Here is an 18,557-nt window from a genome sequence, read left to right as displayed (position 1 = left end):
TGCTGCCGCCGGGCCGGCCAGGGGTGGCCGGCCGGGGCGGCAGTGGGGTCGTGACCACGGTGGCGCCGGACTCGCCGGCGTGGCTGACCGCGTCCGCCACGATGTGCGCGATGTGCTCGTCGACGAGCACGTAGGCGATCTCCCGGCCCCGCCGGGAACCGCGCACGACCCCGGCACCGCGCAGCACGCGCAGATGCTGGGAGACCAGCGGCTGTGGTGCGCCCAGCTTCTCCACCAGGTCATGCACGCACTGCTCGCCCTTGGCCAGCTCGGTGACGATCGCGACGCGGATCGGCGCGGAGAGGGCACGGAGAAGTTCGCTTGCTGCCTCGTAGGCGCCGTACCCTGTCGCGCTGGTCACCCAGCAACCGTACAACTCAATGGTTGAGGACCACGTCCGGAGGTTCGGCGGCGCTGACCGGGGCGGCCGGGATCATCCGGCGGCGGACCAGGCGCCACACGCCGGCGCCGATCGCCAGGCCGAGGAAGACCGAGATGGTGAGCAGCACGATCGTGGCACCGAGCGCGGTGTTCGCCTCCCCCGCGAGGGTGACCCCGGCGCCCGCCGAGACCACGCCGATCAGCATCGCCAGCGCCATCGTGGCCCGGAAGCCGCGGGTGACCTGCTGCGCGGCCGCGACCGGAACCACCATCAGCGCGCTGACCAGCAGCAGGCCGACCGCGCGCATCGCGATCGTGACCGTGACCGCGGTGGTCGCGGCGAGCAGCAGGTTGAGCGCCCGGACCGGCAGGCCGGAGACCCGCGCGAACTCCTCGTCGTGGCAGACCGCGAACAGCGCGGGGCGCAGCGCGACCATGGTGACCAGCACGGCCAGGCCGAGCACCACGATCACGGTCAGGTCGCCGGTCGAGGTGGTGGTGAGGCTGCCGAACAGGTAGGCGGTGAGGCTGTTGCCGGTGCCGGTGGGGGAGAGGCCGACCAGCACGACGCCGCCCGCGATGCCGCCGTAGAAGAGCACGGCCAGGGCCAGATCGCCGGAGGTACGGCCGCGCTCGCGGACCAGCTCCACGCCGATCGCGCCGATCGCGGCCACGAGCACGGCGGTGAGCACCGGGGACTGGCCGGTGAGCAGGCCGACGCCGACGCCGGTCAGCGCCACGTGCCCGATGCCGTCGCCGATCAGGGAGAGCCGACGCTGCACCAGGTAGATGCCGAGCGCGGGCGCGGTGAGGCCGATCACCAGCGCACCGATCAGCGCGCGGATCATGAAGTCGTACTGGAACAGGCTCACCGGTCCACCGCTCCTCGGACGATCGCCAGGCTCGGGTCCTCGGCGCAGTGCTGGTGCTGGTGGTCGTGCCCGGCCTCCGCGTGGTGCCCGGCCGGCGCCGGGACGTCCGGCCCGTCGTACGCGATGCGGCCGTCGTGCACCACCACCGCGCGCCGGATCAGCGGCTGCAGCGGGCCCAGCTCGTGCGCGACCAGCAGCACTGTGCCACCGGTGCGCAGGAACCCGCCGAGCGCGTCCGCGAACGCGACCTGACTGGCCGAGTCCACGCCCGCGGTCGGCTCGTCCAGCACCAGCAGCTCCGGCTCGCCGGCCAGCGCGCGGGCGATCAGCGTGCGCTGCTGCTGGCCGCCGGAGAGCGTGGCGACCGGGTCCTTGGCGCGGCCGGTGAGCCCGACGGACTCGAGCGCGGCCGCGACCGCCGCCCGGTCGGCCGCACCCGGCGGGCGGAGGATGCCGCGGCGGGCCAGCCGCCCGGACGCCACCACCTCACCCACGGTCGCGGGCACGCCGCCGCCGGCGTCGAGGCGCTGCGGCACGTAACCCACCCGGTGCCACTGCCGGAAGCGCCGCTGCGGCGTCCCGAACAGCGAGACGGTGCCGCCGGAGAGCGGGACCAGGCCGAGGATCGTGCGGATCAATGTTGACTTGCCGGAGCCGTTCGCGCCGAGCACCGCGACGACCTCACCGGCGGAGACCGTCAGCGAGACGTCACGGAGCACGGGGCGGCCGTCGTAGCCGACCACCCCGTGCGTAACCGAGACGATGTCCATCAGGAGCAGCTTAGTGCCGTCTTCAGCGACGCCAGATTCGTCCTCATGACGGTGAAGTAGTCACCGCTCGCGCCGTCGGCCAGGCCCTCCAGCGGGTCCAGCACCTCGGCCTTCGCGCCGACCTCCTGCGCGATCGTCTCCGCGAGCTTCGGGCTGACCAGCGTCTCGAAGAAGATCGTGGTGGCGCCGTGCTCCTTCGCCTCCGCGGCCACCTCGGCGAGGCGCTGCGGCGACGGCTCGTCCTCGGTGGAGATGCCGGAGATGCCGATCTGCTCCAGCTTGTAGCGGTCGGCCAGGTAGGCGAACGCGGTGTGGCTGGTCACGATCTCGCGGCGCGCGCAGGTCTGCAGGCCGGTGCTGAACTCCGTGTCGAGCGCGGTGAGCTCGGTGCGCAGCGCGGCGGCGCGGGCGGTGTAGTCCGCGGCGTGGTCCGGGTCGGCCTCGGCGAGCTTGACCGCGACCGCGTCGGCGACCGTGGCCAGCCGGGTCGGGTCGAGCCAGACGTGCGGGTCGGTGCCGCCCTCCTCGGCGTGCTCCTCCTCTTCCGCGTGCTCCTCCTCGCCCTCGTGCGCGTGCCCGCCCTCGGTCGCCTGGAGCAGCGGCACGGCGGAGCCGGCGTCGAACGCGCGGTCCGCGTTGTTCTGCGTGATCGCCTCGTCCACGGCCGGCTGGAAGCCCTTCAGGTAGACCACCAGCTGCGCGTCCGTGAGCTGGCCGACCTGCTGCGGGTTCAGCTCCAGGTCGTGCGGCTCGGCGCCGGGCTTGACCAGGTTGGTGACGGAGACCGCGTCGCCGCCGACCCGCTCCGCAACGAACTGCAGCGGGTAGAACGCGGCGACCACGCCGAGCTTGTCACCGGGGGCCGCGGCCGCGCCGCCGTCGTCGCCGCACGCGGTCAGCGCCATGGCACCGAGCAGCGCGGTGGCGGCGACGGCGGCCAGACGCGGGCGAAATATCTTAGATGTCCGGAAGCCGGGGGTGTTGCTGCTTGACATGATTTCCACTGTCCGGAGTGTGGAAATCATTGTCAAAGACGCATGGATGCATGGGATCAGGTCAGCTTCCAGAGCGCGGCCGCGAGCAACAGCGCGATCATCACGATCCGCACCGGTCGCAGCGTCGCGGGAGTGACCCGCCAGGCGGCCGCGGCCAGCGCGGTCACCGCGGCCGTGAGCAGCAGCAGGAGCGCGCCGCCGGCCGGGCCGGGGATCAGCAGGCCGAGCAGCACCACCAGCAGCGTGGCGAGGAACACGCCGGTCGGGTTCAGCCGGGACACGGGGATCTCGCTCTCGTCGTACCGTATGGGGGTTTCGATTGTCGGCCGAGGGGATTCACCGGTGCTAGTCATCAACCGCTTCGTCGTTGCCGAGGACGCGGCCGACCACTTCGCGGAGCGGGGGCGCGCGGCGCTCGCGGCGCTGGCCGCGCGGCCGGGCTACACGGGCGGGCGGCTCACCCGCGCGCTCGACGACCCGGCGCACTGGAGCCTGGTCACCGAGTGGGAGTCGGTCGGGTCCTACCGGCGGGCGCTGAGCGACTTCGACGTCAAGATCGCCGCGGTGCCGCTGATGGCCGAGTCGATCGACGAGCCGTCCGCGTTCGAGGAGCTGGCGACCGCGGATCCGGGCGGCGAGGTGCGAGTGGCCGGCAGCGATCGGGCCGCGCACCCGCATCGGTAGATCAAACGATTAATGTTGACGCCATGAGCCTCGCCGGACCCGACGCCGTGCCGACGCCCGGTGAGCCGAACCCGACCCAGCCGCCGCCGCCCGCGCCTGCCGTGCCGGCCCCGGCTGCCGGGCCGTCCCCGCTCACCGGACCGAACGCGCAGGCGGTGCCGAACCCGCCGAGCGTGCCGGCCCCGCCGCCTCCGCCCGGCCCCGGTGTGGCGCCGCCGTTCCCCGCGCCGCCGGTCGAGGGGCGGGCCGGGCGGATCTGGCTCGGCGTCGGCATCGCCACGGCCGTCGCGGCGCTCTGCTGCGGCGGTGGCGCGGTCGCGGCGATCGGCATCGGGCTGACCACCACGCAGGCGCTCACCGAGCAGGCGCAGGCCTCGGTGGGGGAGTACCTCGACGCGCTGGCGGACGAGGACTACTCGCTCGCCTACAGCTACCTGTGCGACGAGGAGCAGGCGAGCCAGACCCGGCGGCAGTTCATCGACTCGATGGACGGCCGGCCGGTGATCTCCTCGTACCAGCTGGGCGAGCTCGATCCGTACGAACTGCTGATGCCGGCGCAGCTCACGTATTCCGGTGGTCAGCAGGTCACGGTGCAGTACATCCTGGTACAGGACACGAGCACGGCTCAGCTCGAAGTCTGCGGAACCCAGGGGTAACCTCTAACGGTTCCGCACCGACGTCACCTATTCAAAGCGCCGACCGCCAGCCGGCGTAGAAGGAAATCATGGCCGCCGATCGCATTGACTCCGTTGTCAGCCTCGCCAAGCGCCGGGGCTTCGTCTTCCCGTCCAGCGAGATCTACGGCGGTACGAGGTCGGCCTGGGACTACGGTCCGCTCGGCGTCGAGCTGAAGGAGAACGTCCGCCGCCAGTGGTGGAAGACCATGGTCCAGCAGCGGGACGACGTCGTCGGTCTCGACTCCGCCGTGATCCTGGCCAAGGACGTCTGGGCCGCCTCCGGTCACCTGGACGCGTTCGTCGACCCGCTGACCGAGTGCCAGTCCTGCCACAAGCGCTTCCGGGCCGACCACCTGGAGGAGGCGTTCGAGGCCAAGCACGGCCGCACGCCCACCGACCTGTCGGAGCTCAACTGCCCGAACTGCGGCAACAAGGGCACGTTCAGCCCGCCGCGCATGTTCAACGGCCTGATGAAGACGTTCCTCGGCGCGGTCGAGTCCGACGAGGGCCTGCACTACCTGCGGCCGGAGACCGCGCAGGGCATCTTCGTGAACTTCGCGAACGTGATGACCGCCGCGCGCAAGAAGCCGCCGTTCGGCATCGCGCAGACCGGCAAGTCGTTCCGCAACGAGATCACGCCGGGCAACTTCATCTTCCGGACCCGCGAGTTCGAGCAGATGGAGATGGAGTTCTTCTGCCAGCCGGGCGAGGACGAGCAGTGGCACGAGTACTGGCTGCAGGAGCGCTGGAACTGGTACCTCGACCTCGGCCTGTCCGAGTCGAACCTGCGCTTCTACGAGCACCCCAAGGAGAAGCTCTCCCACTACTCGAAGCGCACGGTCGACATCGAGTACCGCTTCATGTTCGGCGGCACCGAGTTCTCCGAGCTGGAGGGCGTGGCGAACCGGACCGACTTCGACCTGACCACGCACAGCAAGCACTCCGGCGTCGACCTCTCCTACTTCGACCAGGAGAAGAAGGAGCGCTGGACGCCGTACGTGATCGAGCCGGCCGCCGGCCTCACCCGCGCGGTGCTCGCGTTCCTGCTCGAGGCGTACGACGAGGACCAGGCGCCGAACACCAAGGGCGGCATGGACACGCGTACGGTGATGCGCTTCGACCCGCGCCTCGCGCCGGTCAAGGTCGCGGTGCTGCCGCTGTCCCGCAACCCGGAGCTCTCGCCTAAGGCGAAGGAGCTGTCCGCCACGCTGCGTAAGCGCTGGGTTGTCGAGTTCGACGACTCGCAGGCGATCGGCCGTCGCTACCGCCGCCAGGACGAGATCGGCACGCCGTTCTGCGTCACGGTCGACTTCGACACGCTGCAGGACAACGCGGTCACGGTCCGCAATCGCGACACCATGCAGCAGGAGCGGGTGTCCCTCGACCGGATCGAGACCTACCTGATCGAGCGCCTTCCCGGCTGCTGACGTCCGCGGAACCGGCCACGACGGACCGACGGCGGAGGGACGACCCTCCGCTTCCGTCGTGGCCGGTTCTCGTATGCCCCCATGATCCTTTCGCCCGGCGCCCGGGTACGACGTTCGGCCACCGCCGTGCTCCTCCGATCGCCCCGGCGGGCGCGGCCGTTCCGGCACAGTTGACCGGCATCGACGGTCATAACCGCAGGTCGGGTTCGGCGGTGCGAAAAACGGCAGGTGTGTGTGGACGGCCGGTGTACTAGCTTGCTGGCATTCCACCTGCTCGGCCGTCAGGGGTAGACGTGCGTCACCACGGAAGACACAGGCTCCGGCAGCGCCGGCGGGGCGTCGCGCTGATCGCGGCCGTGCTGGTGCTCCTCGGGCTCGGCACCCAGACCGCGTCCGCCGCGGCCGGCGCGATCGAGGTGAGCGCGAAGCTGGGCGGTGACCCGGTCACGGTGCGCACGGTCGAGCCGGGCCAGGACGCGATCGTGTCGTTCCCGGCCAGGGCCGGGCAGCGTGCCCTGGTCGAGATCACCGACATCCGGCTCGGCAGCATGTGGGTGTACCTGCGCGACACCTCCGGCGCCACGCTGCGTCAGGTGTCCTGCGGCAACGGCGTGGAGTGCGTGCTGGACACCGCGGACCTGACCGTGGCCGGGCGGTACTCGGTGTACCTGGACGCCTCGCCGGCCTCGTACGGCGTGGCCACGGTCCGGCTGCACGACGTACCGCCGGACGTGGTCGCGGGCTACACGATCGGCGACCCGGCCACCACGGTCACCACGGACGCGCCGGGCCAGGACATGTACCTGGCCTTCGAGGGGCGGGCCGGGCAGCGCGTCTTCACCCGGGTCAGCGCCGGCACGGTCGGCTCGATCACGGCGTACCTGCTGGATCCGGCGGGTGTCCCGGTCGGCGGCGGCATCTGCGACGTGCCGTGCGACATCGACGCCACCGTGCTCCGCGCGGGCGGTGAGCACCGGCTGCTGCTCAGCCCGTCCGGCGTGCGGACCGGCGCGCTGACCGCGCAGGTGCTGGACGTGCCGGCGGACGTCGAGGCGACCACCGGGATCGGCCGGCCCGCGCCGGTCACCACCACGGCACCGGGGCAGAACGCGCGCGTGCTCTTCGACGCGGACGCGGGCGACCGGGTCACGGTCGCGGTCACCGAGAGCGGCTTCAGCACCGGGCGCATCTCGCTGCACGGGCCGGCCGGCGAGACGCTGGTGACCGGCGAGTGCGCCCGCGACTGCGCGCTGACCGGCGTGCCGCTGACCGCGTCCGGCACGCACACCGTGCTGCTCGACCCGGCCGGCGCGCAGACCGGCACCGCGGTCGTCACGATCACGGTCTCCGCACCGGACGTGCTCGTCGGCGTGGTGCCGGGCGGCGACCCGGTCACGCTGACCATCGCCGAGGCCGGGCAGAACGCGGCCGTGGTCTTCACCGGCGCCGCGAAGCAGCACGTGTCGGCCGTGCTCACGAAGGGCTCGCTGGGCAGGGCCACGGCGTCGCTGCGCGGGCCGGGCGGCACCGCGCTGGCGTCCGCGTCCTGTGCCGTCTCGTGCTTCCTGGACGTCCGGTCGCTGCCGGCGGACGGTCGATACACGCTGCTCGTCGACCCGGACGGCTCGCACACCGGGTCGATCACGGTGCGGGTGCACGACGTGCCGGCCGACGCCGTGGTGACCGCGGTGCCCGGCGGCGACCCGGTGTCGCTGACCACGACGGTGCCGGGGCAGAACGCGTTCGCGGACTTCGCGGTCTCGCGCGGCGACCGGACGTTCATCCAGCTCACCGGCGGTACGTTCGGCAACGCGCCGGCCTACCTGCGGGACCCGTCCGGCGTCGACCTGGCGCTGTTCCAGTGCGCGAGCGGCTGCGCGTTCGACGCCGGCCCGGCCGCGCTGGACGGCGTGTACCGGATCGCGCTGGACCCGCAGGGCGCGGAGACCGGCGGCATCACGGTCACGGTGCACGCGGTGCCGGCCGACGCGGTCGCGCGCGCCGCGCCGGGCGGTGGCCCGGTGACGGTCACCACCGGCACGCCGGGCCAGGGCGCGGCGGTGGTGTTCGACGCGGCGGCCGGGCAGCGGCTCGCCGCCCGGCTCGGCGGCGGCACGTTCGGCGGTTCGTCGGGCGCCTCGGCCGGCCTGCGCCGCCCGGACGGGAGTTGGCTGGTCAACCCGGTGTACTGCGGCGTCACCTGCTTCCTGGACACCGTCACGGCGGACGTGGCCGGCACGTACACGCTGGTCGTCGACCCGCTCGGCGCCGCGGTCGGCGGGATCACCGCGGAGGTCTTCGACGTGCTGGACGCGGCCGTCGACGCGACGGCCGGCGGCGCCGCGGTCGGCGTGCGGACCGGCACGCCCGGCCAGAACGCGGTGGTGTCGTTCCGGGGCGACGCGGGCGCGCGGGTCTCGGTCCGGCTCTCCGGCGGCACGTTCGGCACCGCCACCACGACGCTGCGCGGCCCGGACGGCAGCACGCTCGGCACCGTCGGCTCCTGCGGCGCGGCCTGCTTCGCCGACACCGTGACGCTGCCGGTGGCCGGCGTCTACCGCGTGGTGATCAACCCGGCCGGCGCCGCGGTCGGCTCCGCGACGCTGCAGGTCCACGCCGTGCCACCGGACGCGTCCGCGTCCGTCACGGTCGGTGGCGGTCCGGTGGCCGTCACGGTCGCCGTGCCCGGGCAGAACGCGGTGGTCACGATCGACGGCGTGGCCGGGCAGGCGGTCACGGTGGTGATCGAGGCCGGGACCGGCACCACGGCGTACCAGCTGCGCGGCCCGGACGGTGCGCTGCTGGCGAGCCGGTCCGGCACGGCCGCGCAGCTGGTGACGCTCGGGCCGGTCACGCTCACCACGTCCGGCCCCCAGACGCTGACGCTGAACCCGGCCGCGCACGCCGTCGGCTCGTCGACGATCACCGCCACGTAACCTTGCCCGCGTGACGACGACGGGGACCTCGGCCGCGGACCTGATCAAGGCGATCCTGGGCGGCGCGAACGGCTATGAGACGGGCCTGGACGAGCTGACCGTGCTGCCGCCCGCGGACGTCGACCCGGCCCTGGCCGCCGCGCTGCGCCAGGCCACGGAACGGCTGTTCCGCTCCGGCTGGCAGCCGGTCGAGCTGCACCGGCTGGTGACCCGCCGGTCCGGCCCGGACGCCGCCCGGCTGGTCGCGGACGCGGCCGCGGCCCAGCTGCACCGGACGCCGGACGCGGACCCGCGCTGGACCGCGCAGGCCGCCGAGATCGGCGCGGAACGCTGGTGGCCGGCCGACGACTCCTACCCGTCCGAGCTGGGCCGGCGGCTGCGCGCCGACCGGGTGACCGTGCTCGACCTGATCCTGTCCACGCTCACGGTGCTGCGCACGCTGCCACCGATCGAGATCCTGATGCCGCCGCCGGGCACGTTCGTGCCCCGGCGCAATCCCGAGAAGTCGGACAACCGGGTGCTGGAGCGCGTGCGGGCGCTGCTCGCCAAGGCGGAGTCCACCGACTATCCGGCCGAGGCCGAGACGTACACCGCCAAGGCCCAGGAGATGATCACTCGGCACAGCCTGGACGAGGCCCTGCTCACCGCGGACCACGCCGAGGTCGTCCCGCTGGCCCGCCGGATCGCGGTCGACGCGCCCTACGAGAGCGAGAAGGCCGCGCTGCTGCACGCGGTCGCCCGCGCCAACCGCTGCCACGCGGTCTGGACGCCCGACCTCGGCTTCGCCACCGTCTTCGGCTTCGACGCCGACATCGACGCGGTCGACCTGCTGCACGCGTCGCTGCTGGTCCAGGCCCAGCGCGCGATGTCCCGCACCGAGCCGCCCGGTGGCAAGGCCGGCAAGTCCCGGCTGAAGGCGTTCCGCGCGTCGTTCCTGGTCGCGTTCGCCGGCCGGATCGGCGAACGCCTGGCCCGCGCGGCACGCGCCGCGCTCCCGGCCGGCGACGACCTGCTCCCGGTGCTCCGCTCCCGCGACCTGCGGGTGCAGGAGACGATGGCCCGCGTCTTCCCGCACACCGAACGCGCCCGCGGCGCCCGCGTCGACAGCGACGAGGGCTGGCGGGAGGGACGCGCCGCGGCGGACCGGGCCACGCTGGCATAGGCCCGCGGAGCTTCCGGCGTGGTGCGGCCCGCACGCCCGGAGCGGGCACCGGTCCCGCGGCGGGCACGCGAAACCCGGCACGGCTCACCACATATGTCGCGCGGTGCGGGGTAACCGCGAGACATGGCTGACAAGACCGTCTCCGATGTCCTGGTCGAACGCCTGGAAGCGTGGGGGGTGAGCCGGGTCTTCGGGTACCCCGGGGACGGGATCGACCCCGTGCTGGGTGCGATCCGGCGCGCGGGACGGCCGGAGTTCGTGCAGGCGCGGCACGAGGAGACCGCGGCGTTCATGGCGTCCGGGCACGCGAAGTACACCGGGGAGCCGGGCGTCTGCCTGTCCACCCAGGGGCCGGGCGCGGTGCACCTGCTCAACGGGCTCTACGACGCGAAGCTGGACAGCAAGCCGGTGGTGGCGATCGTCGGGCAGCAGATGTCGACCGTGCTCGGCAGCGCGTACCAGCAGGAAATTGATCTCGTGCGGTTGTTCGGCGACGTCTGCGCGCAGTTCGTCCAGGCCGCGTACACGCCGGAGCAGGTCCCGATGCTGATCGACAAGGCGTTCCGGACCGCGCTCGCCACCCGCAGCCCCACCTGCGTGGTGCTGCCGCACGACGTGCAGTCCGCGCCCGCGCCCGACCCGGCGGAGCAGTCGCACGGCGTGCTGGTCACCAGCCCCGGACTGCGCCCGGCCCGCCTCATCCCGCACGAGGCGGACATCGCGGAGGCCGCGAGGCTGCTGTCCGAGGGCGAACGGGTGGCGATCCTGATCGGGCAGGGCGCGGCCGGTGCCGCGGCGGAGGTGACCGAGCTGGCCGAGCGGCTGGGCGCGGGCGTGGCCGCGTCGCTGCTGGGCAAGCCGGTGCTGGACGAGGCGCTGCCGTTCCACACCGGCGTGATGGGGCACCTGGGCACCACCGCGAGCGCGGAGCTGATGCGCGCGGCCGACACGCTGCTGCTGGTCGGCACGAACGACCCGTGGACCGAGTTCTACCCGAAGCCCGGCCAGGCCAGGGCCGTGCAGATCGATGTGGACGGACGCCGGCTGGGCGTGCGCTACCCGGTCGAGGTGCCGCTGCTCGGCGACGCGGCCGAGACGCTGCGCGCGCTGCTCGCCGCGCTACCGGAGCGGCCGGCGAAACCCTTCCAGGACCAGGTGCGGGCGTGGGTACGCCGCTGGCACGCGATCGCCGAGGAACGCGCGGACGCGCCGGCCGAGCCGATCAACCCACAGCGGGTGGTACGCGCGCTGAACGGCCGGCTGCCCGCGAACGCGCAGGTCTCGGTGGACGTCGGCTCGGTCGTCTACTGGTATGCCCGGCACCTGCGCCTGCCCGTCGGCGTGCCCGCGCACCTGTCCAGCACGCTCGCCTCGATGGGCTCCGCGCTGCCGTACGGTCTGGCCGCCAAGCTGGCCCGCCCGGACCGCCCGGTGATCGCGCTGGCCGGCGACGGCGCCATGCAGATGAACGGCCTGGCCGAGCTGATCACGGTGGCGTCCCGGTGGCGGGACTGGGCCGACCCGCGCTTCGTCGTCTGCGTGCTGAACAACCGCGACCTGGCCGAGGTCAGCTGGGAGCAGCGGGAGACCGAGGGCGAGCCGCGCTTCCCGGACTCGCAGCACATCCCGGACGTGCCGTACTCCGGCTGGGCCGGCCTGCTCGGCCTGCACGGCATCCGCGTGGGTCACCCGGACGCGCTGGACGCGGCCTGGGACGAGGCGCTCGCGGCCGACCGCCCGGTCGTGCTCGACGTGCTCACCGACCCGGCCGTGCCGCTGCTGCCGCCGCTGCAGGACGACGAGACCGTCGCGCCGATGTTCGCCGCGCTGGAGGCCGAGGGCGGCGACATCGCCCGCCGCGCCGCCGAGTACCTGCGCCGCGAACGCGCCACCGAGCGCTAGCGTCGGCCTGACTGTTTCCACTGGTCGTCGCGGGGGTAACGGAGTCGTCACCCACCAGTCTGGAGTCGTGTGATGTCCTGGGTAGCCACTCTGCGCGGCCGGGCCCGATCGGTGCTCGCCGACCGTGTGCGGCAGGCGTCGCCACCGCCGTTCCCCGTGCCGCTGTCCCGCGTGCCACCGGACACGGCCGAGGAACCACCGGTCGTGGTGATGGAACGCGCCCCGACCACGGACGACCTGGTGCCGCGCGGCGTGCGGATCGCGGGCTCCTGGGCCTGGCGGATCATCCTCTTCGTCGCGACCGCCTACCTGCTGTTCCGGGTGATCGGGCTGCTCCGCGTGGTGATCATCCCGGTGGCGGTGGCGCTGCTGCTGGCCGCGCTGTTCGAGCCGATCGCGGCCTGGCTGCGCCGGCACGGCGTCAGCCGCTCGTTCGCGGCCGTGCTGGTGCTGCTCGCCGCGCTGATCGGCGTGTTCGGCGGCCTGGGCCTGATCGTCCAGACGTTCATCGCGCAGTACGACGACCTCGCCACCCAGGTCGGCGACGGCATCGACGAGGTACAGGCCTGGCTCACCGACGGGCCGCTGCACCTGTCGCAGAGCCAGCTCAACGGGTACGTGGAGGCGCTGCAGCAGCAGATCTCCGGCAACCAGGGCGCGCTCACCACCGGTGCGATCAGCACCGCCGCGACCGTGGGCGAGATGGTCACCGGCTTCTTCCTGGTGCTGTTCACGCTGTTCTTCATGGTCCGCGACGGCGGCGCGATGTGGTCGTTCCTGTGCCGCCTGCTGCCGAACGAGGCCCGGCTGCCGGTCGCCCGGGCCGGTCACTACTCCTGGCACACGCTCGTCTCGTACGTGCGCGCCACCGTGTTCGTCGCGTTCGTGGACGCGGTCGGCATCGGCGTCGGCCTGGCCGTCATGCACATCCCGCTCGCGCTGCCGCTGACCGCGCTGGTGTTCCTCGGCGCGTTCGTCCCGGTGATCGGCGCCACCGTCACCGGCGCGGTCGCGGTGCTGGTCGCGCTGGTCGCGCAGGGCCCGGTCAGCGCGCTGATCGTGCTCGGCATCGTGATCGCCGTGCAGCAGCTGGAGGGCCACATCCTGCAACCGCTGATCATGGGCCGGGCGGTGGCGCTGCACCCGCTGGCCGTCATCCTCGCCATCGCGTCCGGTGCGGTGCTGGCCGGCGTGGTCGGCACGCTGGTCGCGGTCCCGGTGCTGGCGGTGCTGAACACGGCGCTGCGCTACCTCTTCGACCACCCGAGCGGCGAACCGACGCCGGACCGGACACCGCCGGGGACGCGGCCGGCCGGCCCGGACGACGCGCCGGAACCGGTGGAGACGGTCGACCCGCGGACACTATGATCGTGGCGTGACCGCGACCCGCTGCCCGCGACCCGTGCGCCGGGCCGCCGTCTTCGGGGACCACTCGTACCGCAAGGACTTCTACCAGTAGTTCGCGCCGTCGCTCCTGAACTCGCGAACGCGTACCGGTGGAAGGGATTCGTCATGCTTTTTGATCTTCATCGTCACCTCGAGGGGACGCTGCGCGTCGCCACCACCCGCGAGCTCGCGGAACGCGACGGGCACCCGCTCGCGGCCGTCGATGATCTCGACGACCTGTTGGTCGCGCGCGGCCCGCTCGGCGGCCTGGTCCCGTTCCTGGCCAAGGTGGACGCGGCACCGGCCGCGTTCGCCCGGCTCGACGACTGGCAGCGGGCCGGCCGCGAGTGCGTCGAGGACGCGGCGGCCGAAGGACTGGACTACCTGGAGGTCCGGTTCTCGCCCTGGTTCATCCGGCAGGAGACCGGGCTGGCTCCGGAGGGCGTGATCGACGCGGTCGCGGACGGCGTGCGCGCCGCGTCCGCCGCGACCGGCGTGCGGACCGCGCTGATCGGCATCCTGCTGCGCGACCTCGGTCCGGACGCGGGCCTGGCCCAGGTCGACACGCTGCTGTCCCGGCGTGACCTGTTCTGCGCGGCCGACCTGGCCGGCAACGAGGCCGGCGTGCCGGCCGCGGAGTTCGCGCCCGCGTTCGCCCGGGCCCGGGACGCCGGCCTGCACGTCACCGTGCACGCCGGCGAGGGCGCCGGTCCGGAGAGCGTCCGGGCGGCGGTCCGGCACCTGGGCGCGGAGCGGATCGGGCACGGCGTGCGCTCCGTGGAGGACCCGGCGCTGCTGGACCACCTGACGGCGCGCGGGATCACGCTGGAGGTGGCGCTGACCAGCAATCTGCACACCAGCGTGGCGCCGAGCTACGCGGCGCACCCGATCCGGGCGCTGCTGGCCGCGGGCGTGCCGGTCGCGCTGTGCACGGACGACCCGCGTGCGTCCGGCACGACACTGCCCGCCGAGTACGAGGCGGCCCGCGCGCAGGCCGGTCTCACCGAGGACGAGCTGACCCGGATCGCGGACCAGGCCCGCCGGGCGGCATTCGCCCGCTGAGGCCGCGTGTCCGGGGTTGTCGTGGGTGGGCCGGAAGTGGCAGGGAGGCCGGCCACGGCCGACCGGTCTCCGGCGGGAGCGGCGGACCGGGACCACGGCGTGACCGGGACCGGCTCCTGACGGTCGTCCGCGGTCCCGGGTGAGGCGTCAGAGGTCGCGCAGCGCCCGGTGGATGACGTCCGCGGTGCGTTCCGGTGTGGTGGCGTCGATGAAGAGGCGGCCGGCCGCGGCCGCGTACTCGTCGACGTCCTCCGGGCGGTCCAGGTAGAGGCTGCCGGTCAGCTGCTCCAGGAACACCACGTCCGGCACCTCCTCCAGCGCGAACCGCAGGATGCTGAACGCGCCGCCGGCCGCCGCGTGACCGCCGGCGCTGAACGGCACCACCTGCAACTGCACGGCCGGTGCCTCGATCAGCTTCAGCAGCGCCTCGAGCTGCTCACGGTGGATCGCGCGGTTGCCCATCGGGCGCAGCAGCACGGCCTCGTCCAGCACGGCCCACAGGCGCGGGCCGCCGGGCCGGGTCAGCATGGTCTGCCGGGCCATCCGCAGCTCGACGCGGCGGTCGATCTCCCGTTTCGTGCTGCGGCCGTGCCCGATCGTGATCACGGCCCGCGCGTACGCCTCGGTCTGCAGCAGGCCCGGCACGAACTGGATCTCGTAGCTGCGGATCAGCTCCGCGGCCTGCTCCAGGTCGAGGTAGTTGAGGAACCAGGCGGGCAGCACGTCCGAGTACGCCTGCCACCAGCCGGGCCGGTTCGCCTCCCGGGCCAGCGCGAGCAGCTCGGCCTGGTCCGCCTCGGCCACGCCGTACAGCGTGAGCAGGTCCGTGACGTCGCGCTCCTTGAAGCCGACCCGGCCCAGCTCCATCCGGCTGATCTTCGACTCGGACGCGCGGATCGAGTAGCCCGCGGCCTCGCGCGTGACGTCCGCGGCGATCCGGAGCGCGCGCAACCGCGAGCCGAGCTGCATGCGGCTGACCGTCGGGCCGGTGCCCTCGCCCGGTCCGCCGGTGTGTCGAGACGGTGTACTCACGGTGCTACGGCTTACGCCCGACCGCGCCGTACTGGTCGATCGCGGGTGCGTCGATCTCCGGCCGCCACCGGGTGACCGGGACGACGCCCGGCTCGGCCAGCTCCAGACCCTCGAAGAGCGCGGCGAACCGCTCCGGCGTGCGCAGGTGGTACTTCGGGTTCGCCGAGAGGTTCCAGATCCGGACCACCTCGGTGTTCTCCGGGCTGGTGTCGCTGCCGTCGTACATCGCGAACCAGCTCCCCGACGGCAGCGCCGCCATGTACGTGTCGATCAGGTGCTTCGCCTCGTCGTCGCTCTCCACGTGCCCGAGAACGCCCATCAGGAACAGCGCCACCGGCCGCGTCAGGTCCAGCGTCTTCGCGGCCTCGGCCAGGATCGTCCCCGGGTCGCGCAGGTCGGCGTGCACGTACACCGTGGCGCCCTCGGGCGTGCTGTCCAGCAGGCCCCGAGCCTGCGCCAGCACCAGCGGGTCATGATCGACGTAGACGATCCGCGCGTCCGGCGCGACCGACTGCGCGACCGTGTGCGTGTTCTCCGCCGTGGGCAACCCGGTGCCGATGTCCAGGAACTGCCGGACCCCCGCCTCCGCGGTGAGCCAGCGCGTGACCCGGGCCAGGTAGGCGCGGGACAGCCGCGCGTTCTCCGCCAGCTGCGGCAGGTTCGCCAGAATCTCGTCACCGACCGCACGATCGACCGCGAAGTTGTCCGTGCCGCCGAGCAGATAGTTCCAGATCCTGGCCGTCTGGGGTGCCGACGTGTCCACGTGCGCGTCCTTCGCAAGGGGTCGGTGGTGCGGGCCGGAGGGACCCGGCAAGCATAGTGCCTTTCTTGAAACAGTCCACAAAAGACCATCACCCGGTACGCCGGACCCGCTCCACCACCCCGTCCACCCCTCCCCCGGCGAGCCACCCACCGGGGGACCGCACGGTCCCGACGGTCGGCTCCGTGCCGGCCGGCAGCGCCGGCGGGCGAACCGGCCCGAGCCCGCGGGCCGGGCCTGGGGCAGGTTCGAGAATCTCACGCCACGACGAACACGAATATCAGAACAGGGTGTGCGAGACGGTTGCTGAAGCGCTCATCCGTCATCCCTGTTCCCAGTTTCTGTGATGGCATGCCTGAGGGCCACGACCGTCACCGGCTCGCGCAACGTCTGGGGGAGGGATAACCATGTTCGAAGGACTCGAATTTGATTCGGCCATTCGCCGAATCGACGACTGGCAGGAAGGCTTCGAGGAGCGCCGGCGGCGGGCGCAGGAACTGTCCGGCCGGCTCGCTGATCTGTGCGTGACCGTGAGCAGTGAGAGCGGACTGGTCGAGGTCTCGGTCGGCAGCCGTGGAGAACTGCGCGATCTCACCCTCGAGGAGGGCATCCGAAAGCGCTCCGCCGCGGATACGGCCCAGGAGATCCTGAGAACCGTCGAGTCGGCGAAGCGGGCGCTCCGCGACCGGGTGCAGGAGGCCGTCACGGAGACGGTCGGCGCCGATTCCGCGTCAGGTCGCGCGGTCATCGCCGGATACGGATTCGAGGAACCGCGATGAGTAACGGGTTCGCGGTCTCCGCCGACGAGCTGTCACTGCACGGCGCGAACGTCGAGCGCGTCGCGACAGGAGTGGACACCGCGGTCGACGCGGCGCGGACGGTTCGCACGGGAGGCGACGCGTACGGCGTTCTGTGCCAGTTCTTCCCGGCCGCTCTCGGACAGGTCACCGATCGCTGGACGGTTGCGGGCGCCGCCATGGCGGACGGCCTGCGGGATTCGGCCAGGCGGCTCGAGGTCGCGGCGCGCAGCTACGCAGACACGGACGAGCAGGCGGCGCAGAGCCTGAGCCGGCTGGGACGGCGCCGGTAGTGGACAACCCGCTCGTCGCAACTCCGGATCTGCAGAAAGCGCCGTGGGCCGGCATCTGGATCGCCGAGGATGTCGAACTCATATATCAGGGCGTCACCGAGGGAAGCTGGATCGACGGCGGGCTGGGAATCGTCAGCTTCGGCCTGGACGCTCTGGCCTTCGTCTCGGATCCCATCGGCAATCTTCTGCAGTACGGGGTCGCTTGGCTGATCGAACATGTGCAGCCGCTGTCGGACACGCTGGATTGGCTCGCCGGCGATCCGGCCGTCATCTCGGCCCAGGCGCAGACGTGGCGCAACGTCGCCGTCAGCATGCAGGATCAGGCCGACGCGCTGATCCGAGCCATGGATCGTGACCTGGAGACCTGGGCGGGCATGGCTGCGACCGCGTACCGCGGCCACATGGACGGCCGGTCGCGGTCGCTGGCGACGCTGGGGCGATGCGCGGAGACCATGGCCGCGATGACCGAATTCGCGGGCATCCTCGTCGGCAGTGTCCGCGAGATGATCCGCGATGCGATCGCCACTCTGGTATCAAGGCTGATCACATACGCGGCCGAGTTGGTGGCGACGCTCGGCTTCGCGGCGCCGCTGGTGATCGAGCAGGTGGCCACGACGTGTGCGGCCTGGGCCGCGCGCATCGCCCGTTGGCTGAAGTCACTGGTCCGTAGCCTCGACTCGCTCCTGGACGCCGCGCGGCGTCTGTCGGGGCACGCTGACGATCTCGGCGATCTGAGCCGCCGGACGGGTGATGACCCGAGCGGCGGGCGACCGTCGCCCGACGGTGATCCGCACACCGGGCCGGAGCCGGAAACCGGTTCTGGCCCGGACGGCGACGGAGCGGACGGCCATGGTGGTGATCCCGGTGATGCACATACCGGCGAGCCCGGTGATCTGGACGGCAGCGACGGGAACGGCGACGACGGACATCCCGCCACGGGCGATCCCGGCTTCGATCCGGCCGAGCACGGAGGGCCGCTCGGCGAAGACTTCGCTCCGGGCGTGCGCGATCCGCTCAACCGTTTCCAGGACAAGGAGCGGGATCTCGCCGATCGACTGGAGCAGGAAGGTGAACGGGTCGACGCGCGACTTCGGGACGAGAGTGTCGAGGGTCTGAAGATGCCGGACGCCATGGTCCGGAACGGACCGGACGATCCGGGAACGGTGACCGAATTCAAGACACCGGACCGGCTCAGCGTCAAGTCGATCACGCGAAGCGTTCTGGAGGGTGCCAAGCAGGTCGCGATTACGGCGGGGGCGACGTCGTGATCGATGGCAGGCAGGTCGGACTCACCGAGGAGATCGCCCGTAAGGGCTACGAGAAGGCGCTCCTCAACCACCGGCTGCATGGGAGCGCTCTGCCGGACAAGACCCGTGTGATCCTCGGTGACGACCGGATCATCGAGCTGCCCTGACGGAGGA

18 protein-coding genes and 1 pseudogene are annotated in these 18,557 nt (G+C 72.6%); 12 read left to right on the top strand and 7 right to left on the bottom strand.

From position 1 onward, the window contains the following. Positions 1-67: 67 nt before the first annotated feature. The 5 genes and pseudogenes from J2S44_RS11000 to J2S44_RS10980 all read right to left on the bottom strand — a co-directional run. Positions 68-361, bottom strand: a pseudogene (locus J2S44_RS11000) (ArsR/SmtB family transcription factor); the annotation flags it as partial. Between the two features lie 16 nt (positions 362-377). After that, positions 378-1,253: a metal ABC transporter permease gene (locus tag J2S44_RS10995; RefSeq protein WP_310411606.1), complete on the bottom strand. Its 876-nt coding sequence runs from the start codon at positions 1,251-1,253 to the stop codon at positions 378-380. After that, positions 1,250-2,023, bottom strand: coding sequence for a metal ABC transporter ATP-binding protein (locus J2S44_RS10990; RefSeq protein ID WP_310411602.1), 774 nt, complete (start codon positions 2,021-2,023; stop codon positions 1,250-1,252). Before J2S44_RS10990 ends, J2S44_RS10995 begins: the two co-directional genes overlap by 4 nt. After that, complete coding sequence (locus J2S44_RS10985) at positions 2,023-3,018, bottom strand: metal ABC transporter substrate-binding protein (protein ID WP_374727831.1); 996 nt, start codon at positions 3,016-3,018, stop codon at positions 2,023-2,025. Before J2S44_RS10985 ends, J2S44_RS10990 begins: the two co-directional genes overlap by 1 nt. A gap of 56 nt (positions 3,019-3,074) precedes the next feature. After that, the gene (locus J2S44_RS10980; protein WP_310411599.1) at positions 3,075-3,299 is read right to left on the bottom strand and encodes a hypothetical protein; all 225 of its coding nucleotides are present in this window, start codon (positions 3,297-3,299) and stop codon (positions 3,075-3,077) included. A gap of 61 nt (positions 3,300-3,360) precedes the next feature. Between J2S44_RS10980 and J2S44_RS10975 the strand changes: the two genes are divergently transcribed. The 8 genes from J2S44_RS10975 to add all read left to right on the top strand — a co-directional run bounded on the left by J2S44_RS10975 (position 3,361) and on the right by add (position 14,254). Next, positions 3,361-3,702 (top strand): antibiotic biosynthesis monooxygenase family protein, encoded by a 342-nt coding sequence (locus J2S44_RS10975; protein ID WP_310411596.1) that lies wholly within the window; start codon positions 3,361-3,363, stop codon positions 3,700-3,702. Positions 3,703-3,725: 23 nt separating this feature from the next. Then, positions 3,726-4,358: a hypothetical protein gene (locus tag J2S44_RS10970; RefSeq protein WP_310411594.1), complete on the top strand. Its 633-nt coding sequence runs from the start codon at positions 3,726-3,728 to the stop codon at positions 4,356-4,358. A 68-nt stretch (positions 4,359-4,426) separates the two neighbouring features. Continuing rightward, a complete protein-coding gene (locus J2S44_RS10965; protein ID WP_310411591.1) occupies positions 4,427-5,806 on the top strand; it encodes a glycine--tRNA ligase in 1,380 nt (459 codons plus the stop codon). A gap of 356 nt (positions 5,807-6,162) precedes the next feature. Beyond that, entirely contained in the window at positions 6,163-8,742 is a 2,580-nt protein-coding gene (locus tag J2S44_RS10960) for a hypothetical protein (protein WP_310411588.1), read from the top strand. 10 nt (positions 8,743-8,752) lie between these two features. Next, entirely contained in the window at positions 8,753-9,904 is a 1,152-nt protein-coding gene (locus J2S44_RS10955; RefSeq protein ID WP_310411585.1) for a DUF2786 domain-containing protein, read from the top strand. A 123-nt stretch (positions 9,905-10,027) separates the two neighbouring features. After that, on the top strand, positions 10,028-11,806 hold the full coding sequence (locus J2S44_RS10950) for a thiamine pyrophosphate-requiring protein (protein ID WP_310411582.1): 1,779 nt from the start codon (positions 10,028-10,030) through the stop codon (positions 11,804-11,806). Between the two features lie 72 nt (positions 11,807-11,878). After that, positions 11,879-13,174: an AI-2E family transporter gene (locus tag J2S44_RS10945; RefSeq protein WP_310411580.1), complete on the top strand. Its 1,296-nt coding sequence runs from the start codon at positions 11,879-11,881 to the stop codon at positions 13,172-13,174. Positions 13,175-13,318: 144 nt separating this feature from the next. After that, positions 13,319-14,254: an adenosine deaminase gene (gene add / locus J2S44_RS10940; protein WP_310411578.1), complete on the top strand. Its 936-nt coding sequence runs from the start codon at positions 13,319-13,321 to the stop codon at positions 14,252-14,254. Between the two features lie 147 nt (positions 14,255-14,401). On the opposite strand, the gene J2S44_RS10935 is transcribed toward add, so the two are convergent. Beyond that, complete coding sequence (locus J2S44_RS10935; protein ID WP_510183884.1) at positions 14,402-15,286, bottom strand: Sco1979 family transcriptional regulator; 885 nt, start codon at positions 15,284-15,286, stop codon at positions 14,402-14,404. Positions 15,287-15,290: 4 nt separating this feature from the next. Then, a complete protein-coding gene (locus J2S44_RS10930) occupies positions 15,291-16,049 on the bottom strand; it encodes an SAM-dependent methyltransferase (protein ID WP_310411575.1) in 759 nt (252 codons plus the stop codon). A 404-nt stretch (positions 16,050-16,453) separates the two neighbouring features. On the opposite strand from J2S44_RS10930, the gene J2S44_RS10925 reads away from it, so the two are divergent. Genes J2S44_RS10925 through J2S44_RS10910 form a run of 4 tightly spaced genes read left to right on the top strand, consistent with a single transcriptional unit; the run spans position 16,454 to position 18,550 of the window. Further along, on the top strand, positions 16,454-16,825 hold the full coding sequence (locus J2S44_RS10925) for a YbaB/EbfC family nucleoid-associated protein (protein WP_310411572.1): 372 nt from the start codon (positions 16,454-16,456) through the stop codon (positions 16,823-16,825). Beyond that, the gene (locus tag J2S44_RS10920; protein ID WP_310411569.1) at positions 16,822-17,136 is read left to right on the top strand and encodes a type VII secretion target; all 315 of its coding nucleotides are present in this window, start codon (positions 16,822-16,824) and stop codon (positions 17,134-17,136) included. The genes J2S44_RS10925 and J2S44_RS10920 overlap by 4 nt, the downstream gene beginning before the upstream one ends. Beyond that, a complete protein-coding gene (locus tag J2S44_RS10915) occupies positions 17,136-18,404 on the top strand; it encodes a WXG100 family type VII secretion target (RefSeq protein ID WP_310411565.1) in 1,269 nt (422 codons plus the stop codon). The genes J2S44_RS10920 and J2S44_RS10915 overlap by 1 nt, the downstream gene beginning before the upstream one ends. Continuing rightward, positions 18,401-18,550, top strand: a complete 150-nt coding sequence (locus J2S44_RS10910) for a hypothetical protein (RefSeq protein WP_310411562.1) — start codon at positions 18,401-18,403, stop codon at positions 18,548-18,550. The genes J2S44_RS10915 and J2S44_RS10910 overlap by 4 nt, the downstream gene beginning before the upstream one ends. The last annotated feature ends 7 nt before the right edge of the window (positions 18,551-18,557 follow it).

The sequence above is a fragment of the Catenuloplanes niger genome (genome assembly GCF_031458255.1).
Taxonomy (GTDB): domain Bacteria; phylum Actinomycetota; class Actinomycetes; order Mycobacteriales; family Micromonosporaceae; genus Catenuloplanes; species Catenuloplanes niger.
Note: the sequence above shows the minus strand (reverse complement) of the source record. Positions and strands in the feature narration are given on the sequence as shown.

Coding starts and splice junctions, on each gene's coding strand:
- J2S44_RS10950 (WP_310411582.1), top strand. CDS start 10,028: ATGGCTGACAAGACCGTCTCCGATGTCCTGGTCGAACGCCTGGAAGCG.
- J2S44_RS10920 (WP_310411569.1), top strand. CDS start 16,822: ATGAGTAACGGGTTCGCGGTCTCCGCCGACGAGCTGTCACTGCACGGC.
- J2S44_RS10945 (WP_310411580.1), top strand. CDS start 11,879: ATGTCCTGGGTAGCCACTCTGCGCGGCCGGGCCCGATCGGTGCTCGCC.
- add (WP_310411578.1), top strand. CDS start 13,319: ATGCTTTTTGATCTTCATCGTCACCTCGAGGGGACGCTGCGCGTCGCC.
- J2S44_RS10970 (WP_310411594.1), top strand. CDS start 3,726: ATGAGCCTCGCCGGACCCGACGCCGTGCCGACGCCCGGTGAGCCGAAC.
- J2S44_RS10925 (WP_310411572.1), top strand. CDS start 16,454: ATGTTCGAAGGACTCGAATTTGATTCGGCCATTCGCCGAATCGACGAC.
- J2S44_RS10965 (WP_310411591.1), top strand. CDS start 4,427: ATGGCCGCCGATCGCATTGACTCCGTTGTCAGCCTCGCCAAGCGCCGG.
- J2S44_RS10985 (WP_374727831.1), bottom strand. CDS start 3,018: ATGTCAAGCAGCAACACCCCCGGCTTCCGGACATCTAAGATATTTCGC.
- J2S44_RS10990 (WP_310411602.1), bottom strand. CDS start 2,023: ATGGACATCGTCTCGGTTACGCACGGGGTGGTCGGCTACGACGGCCGC.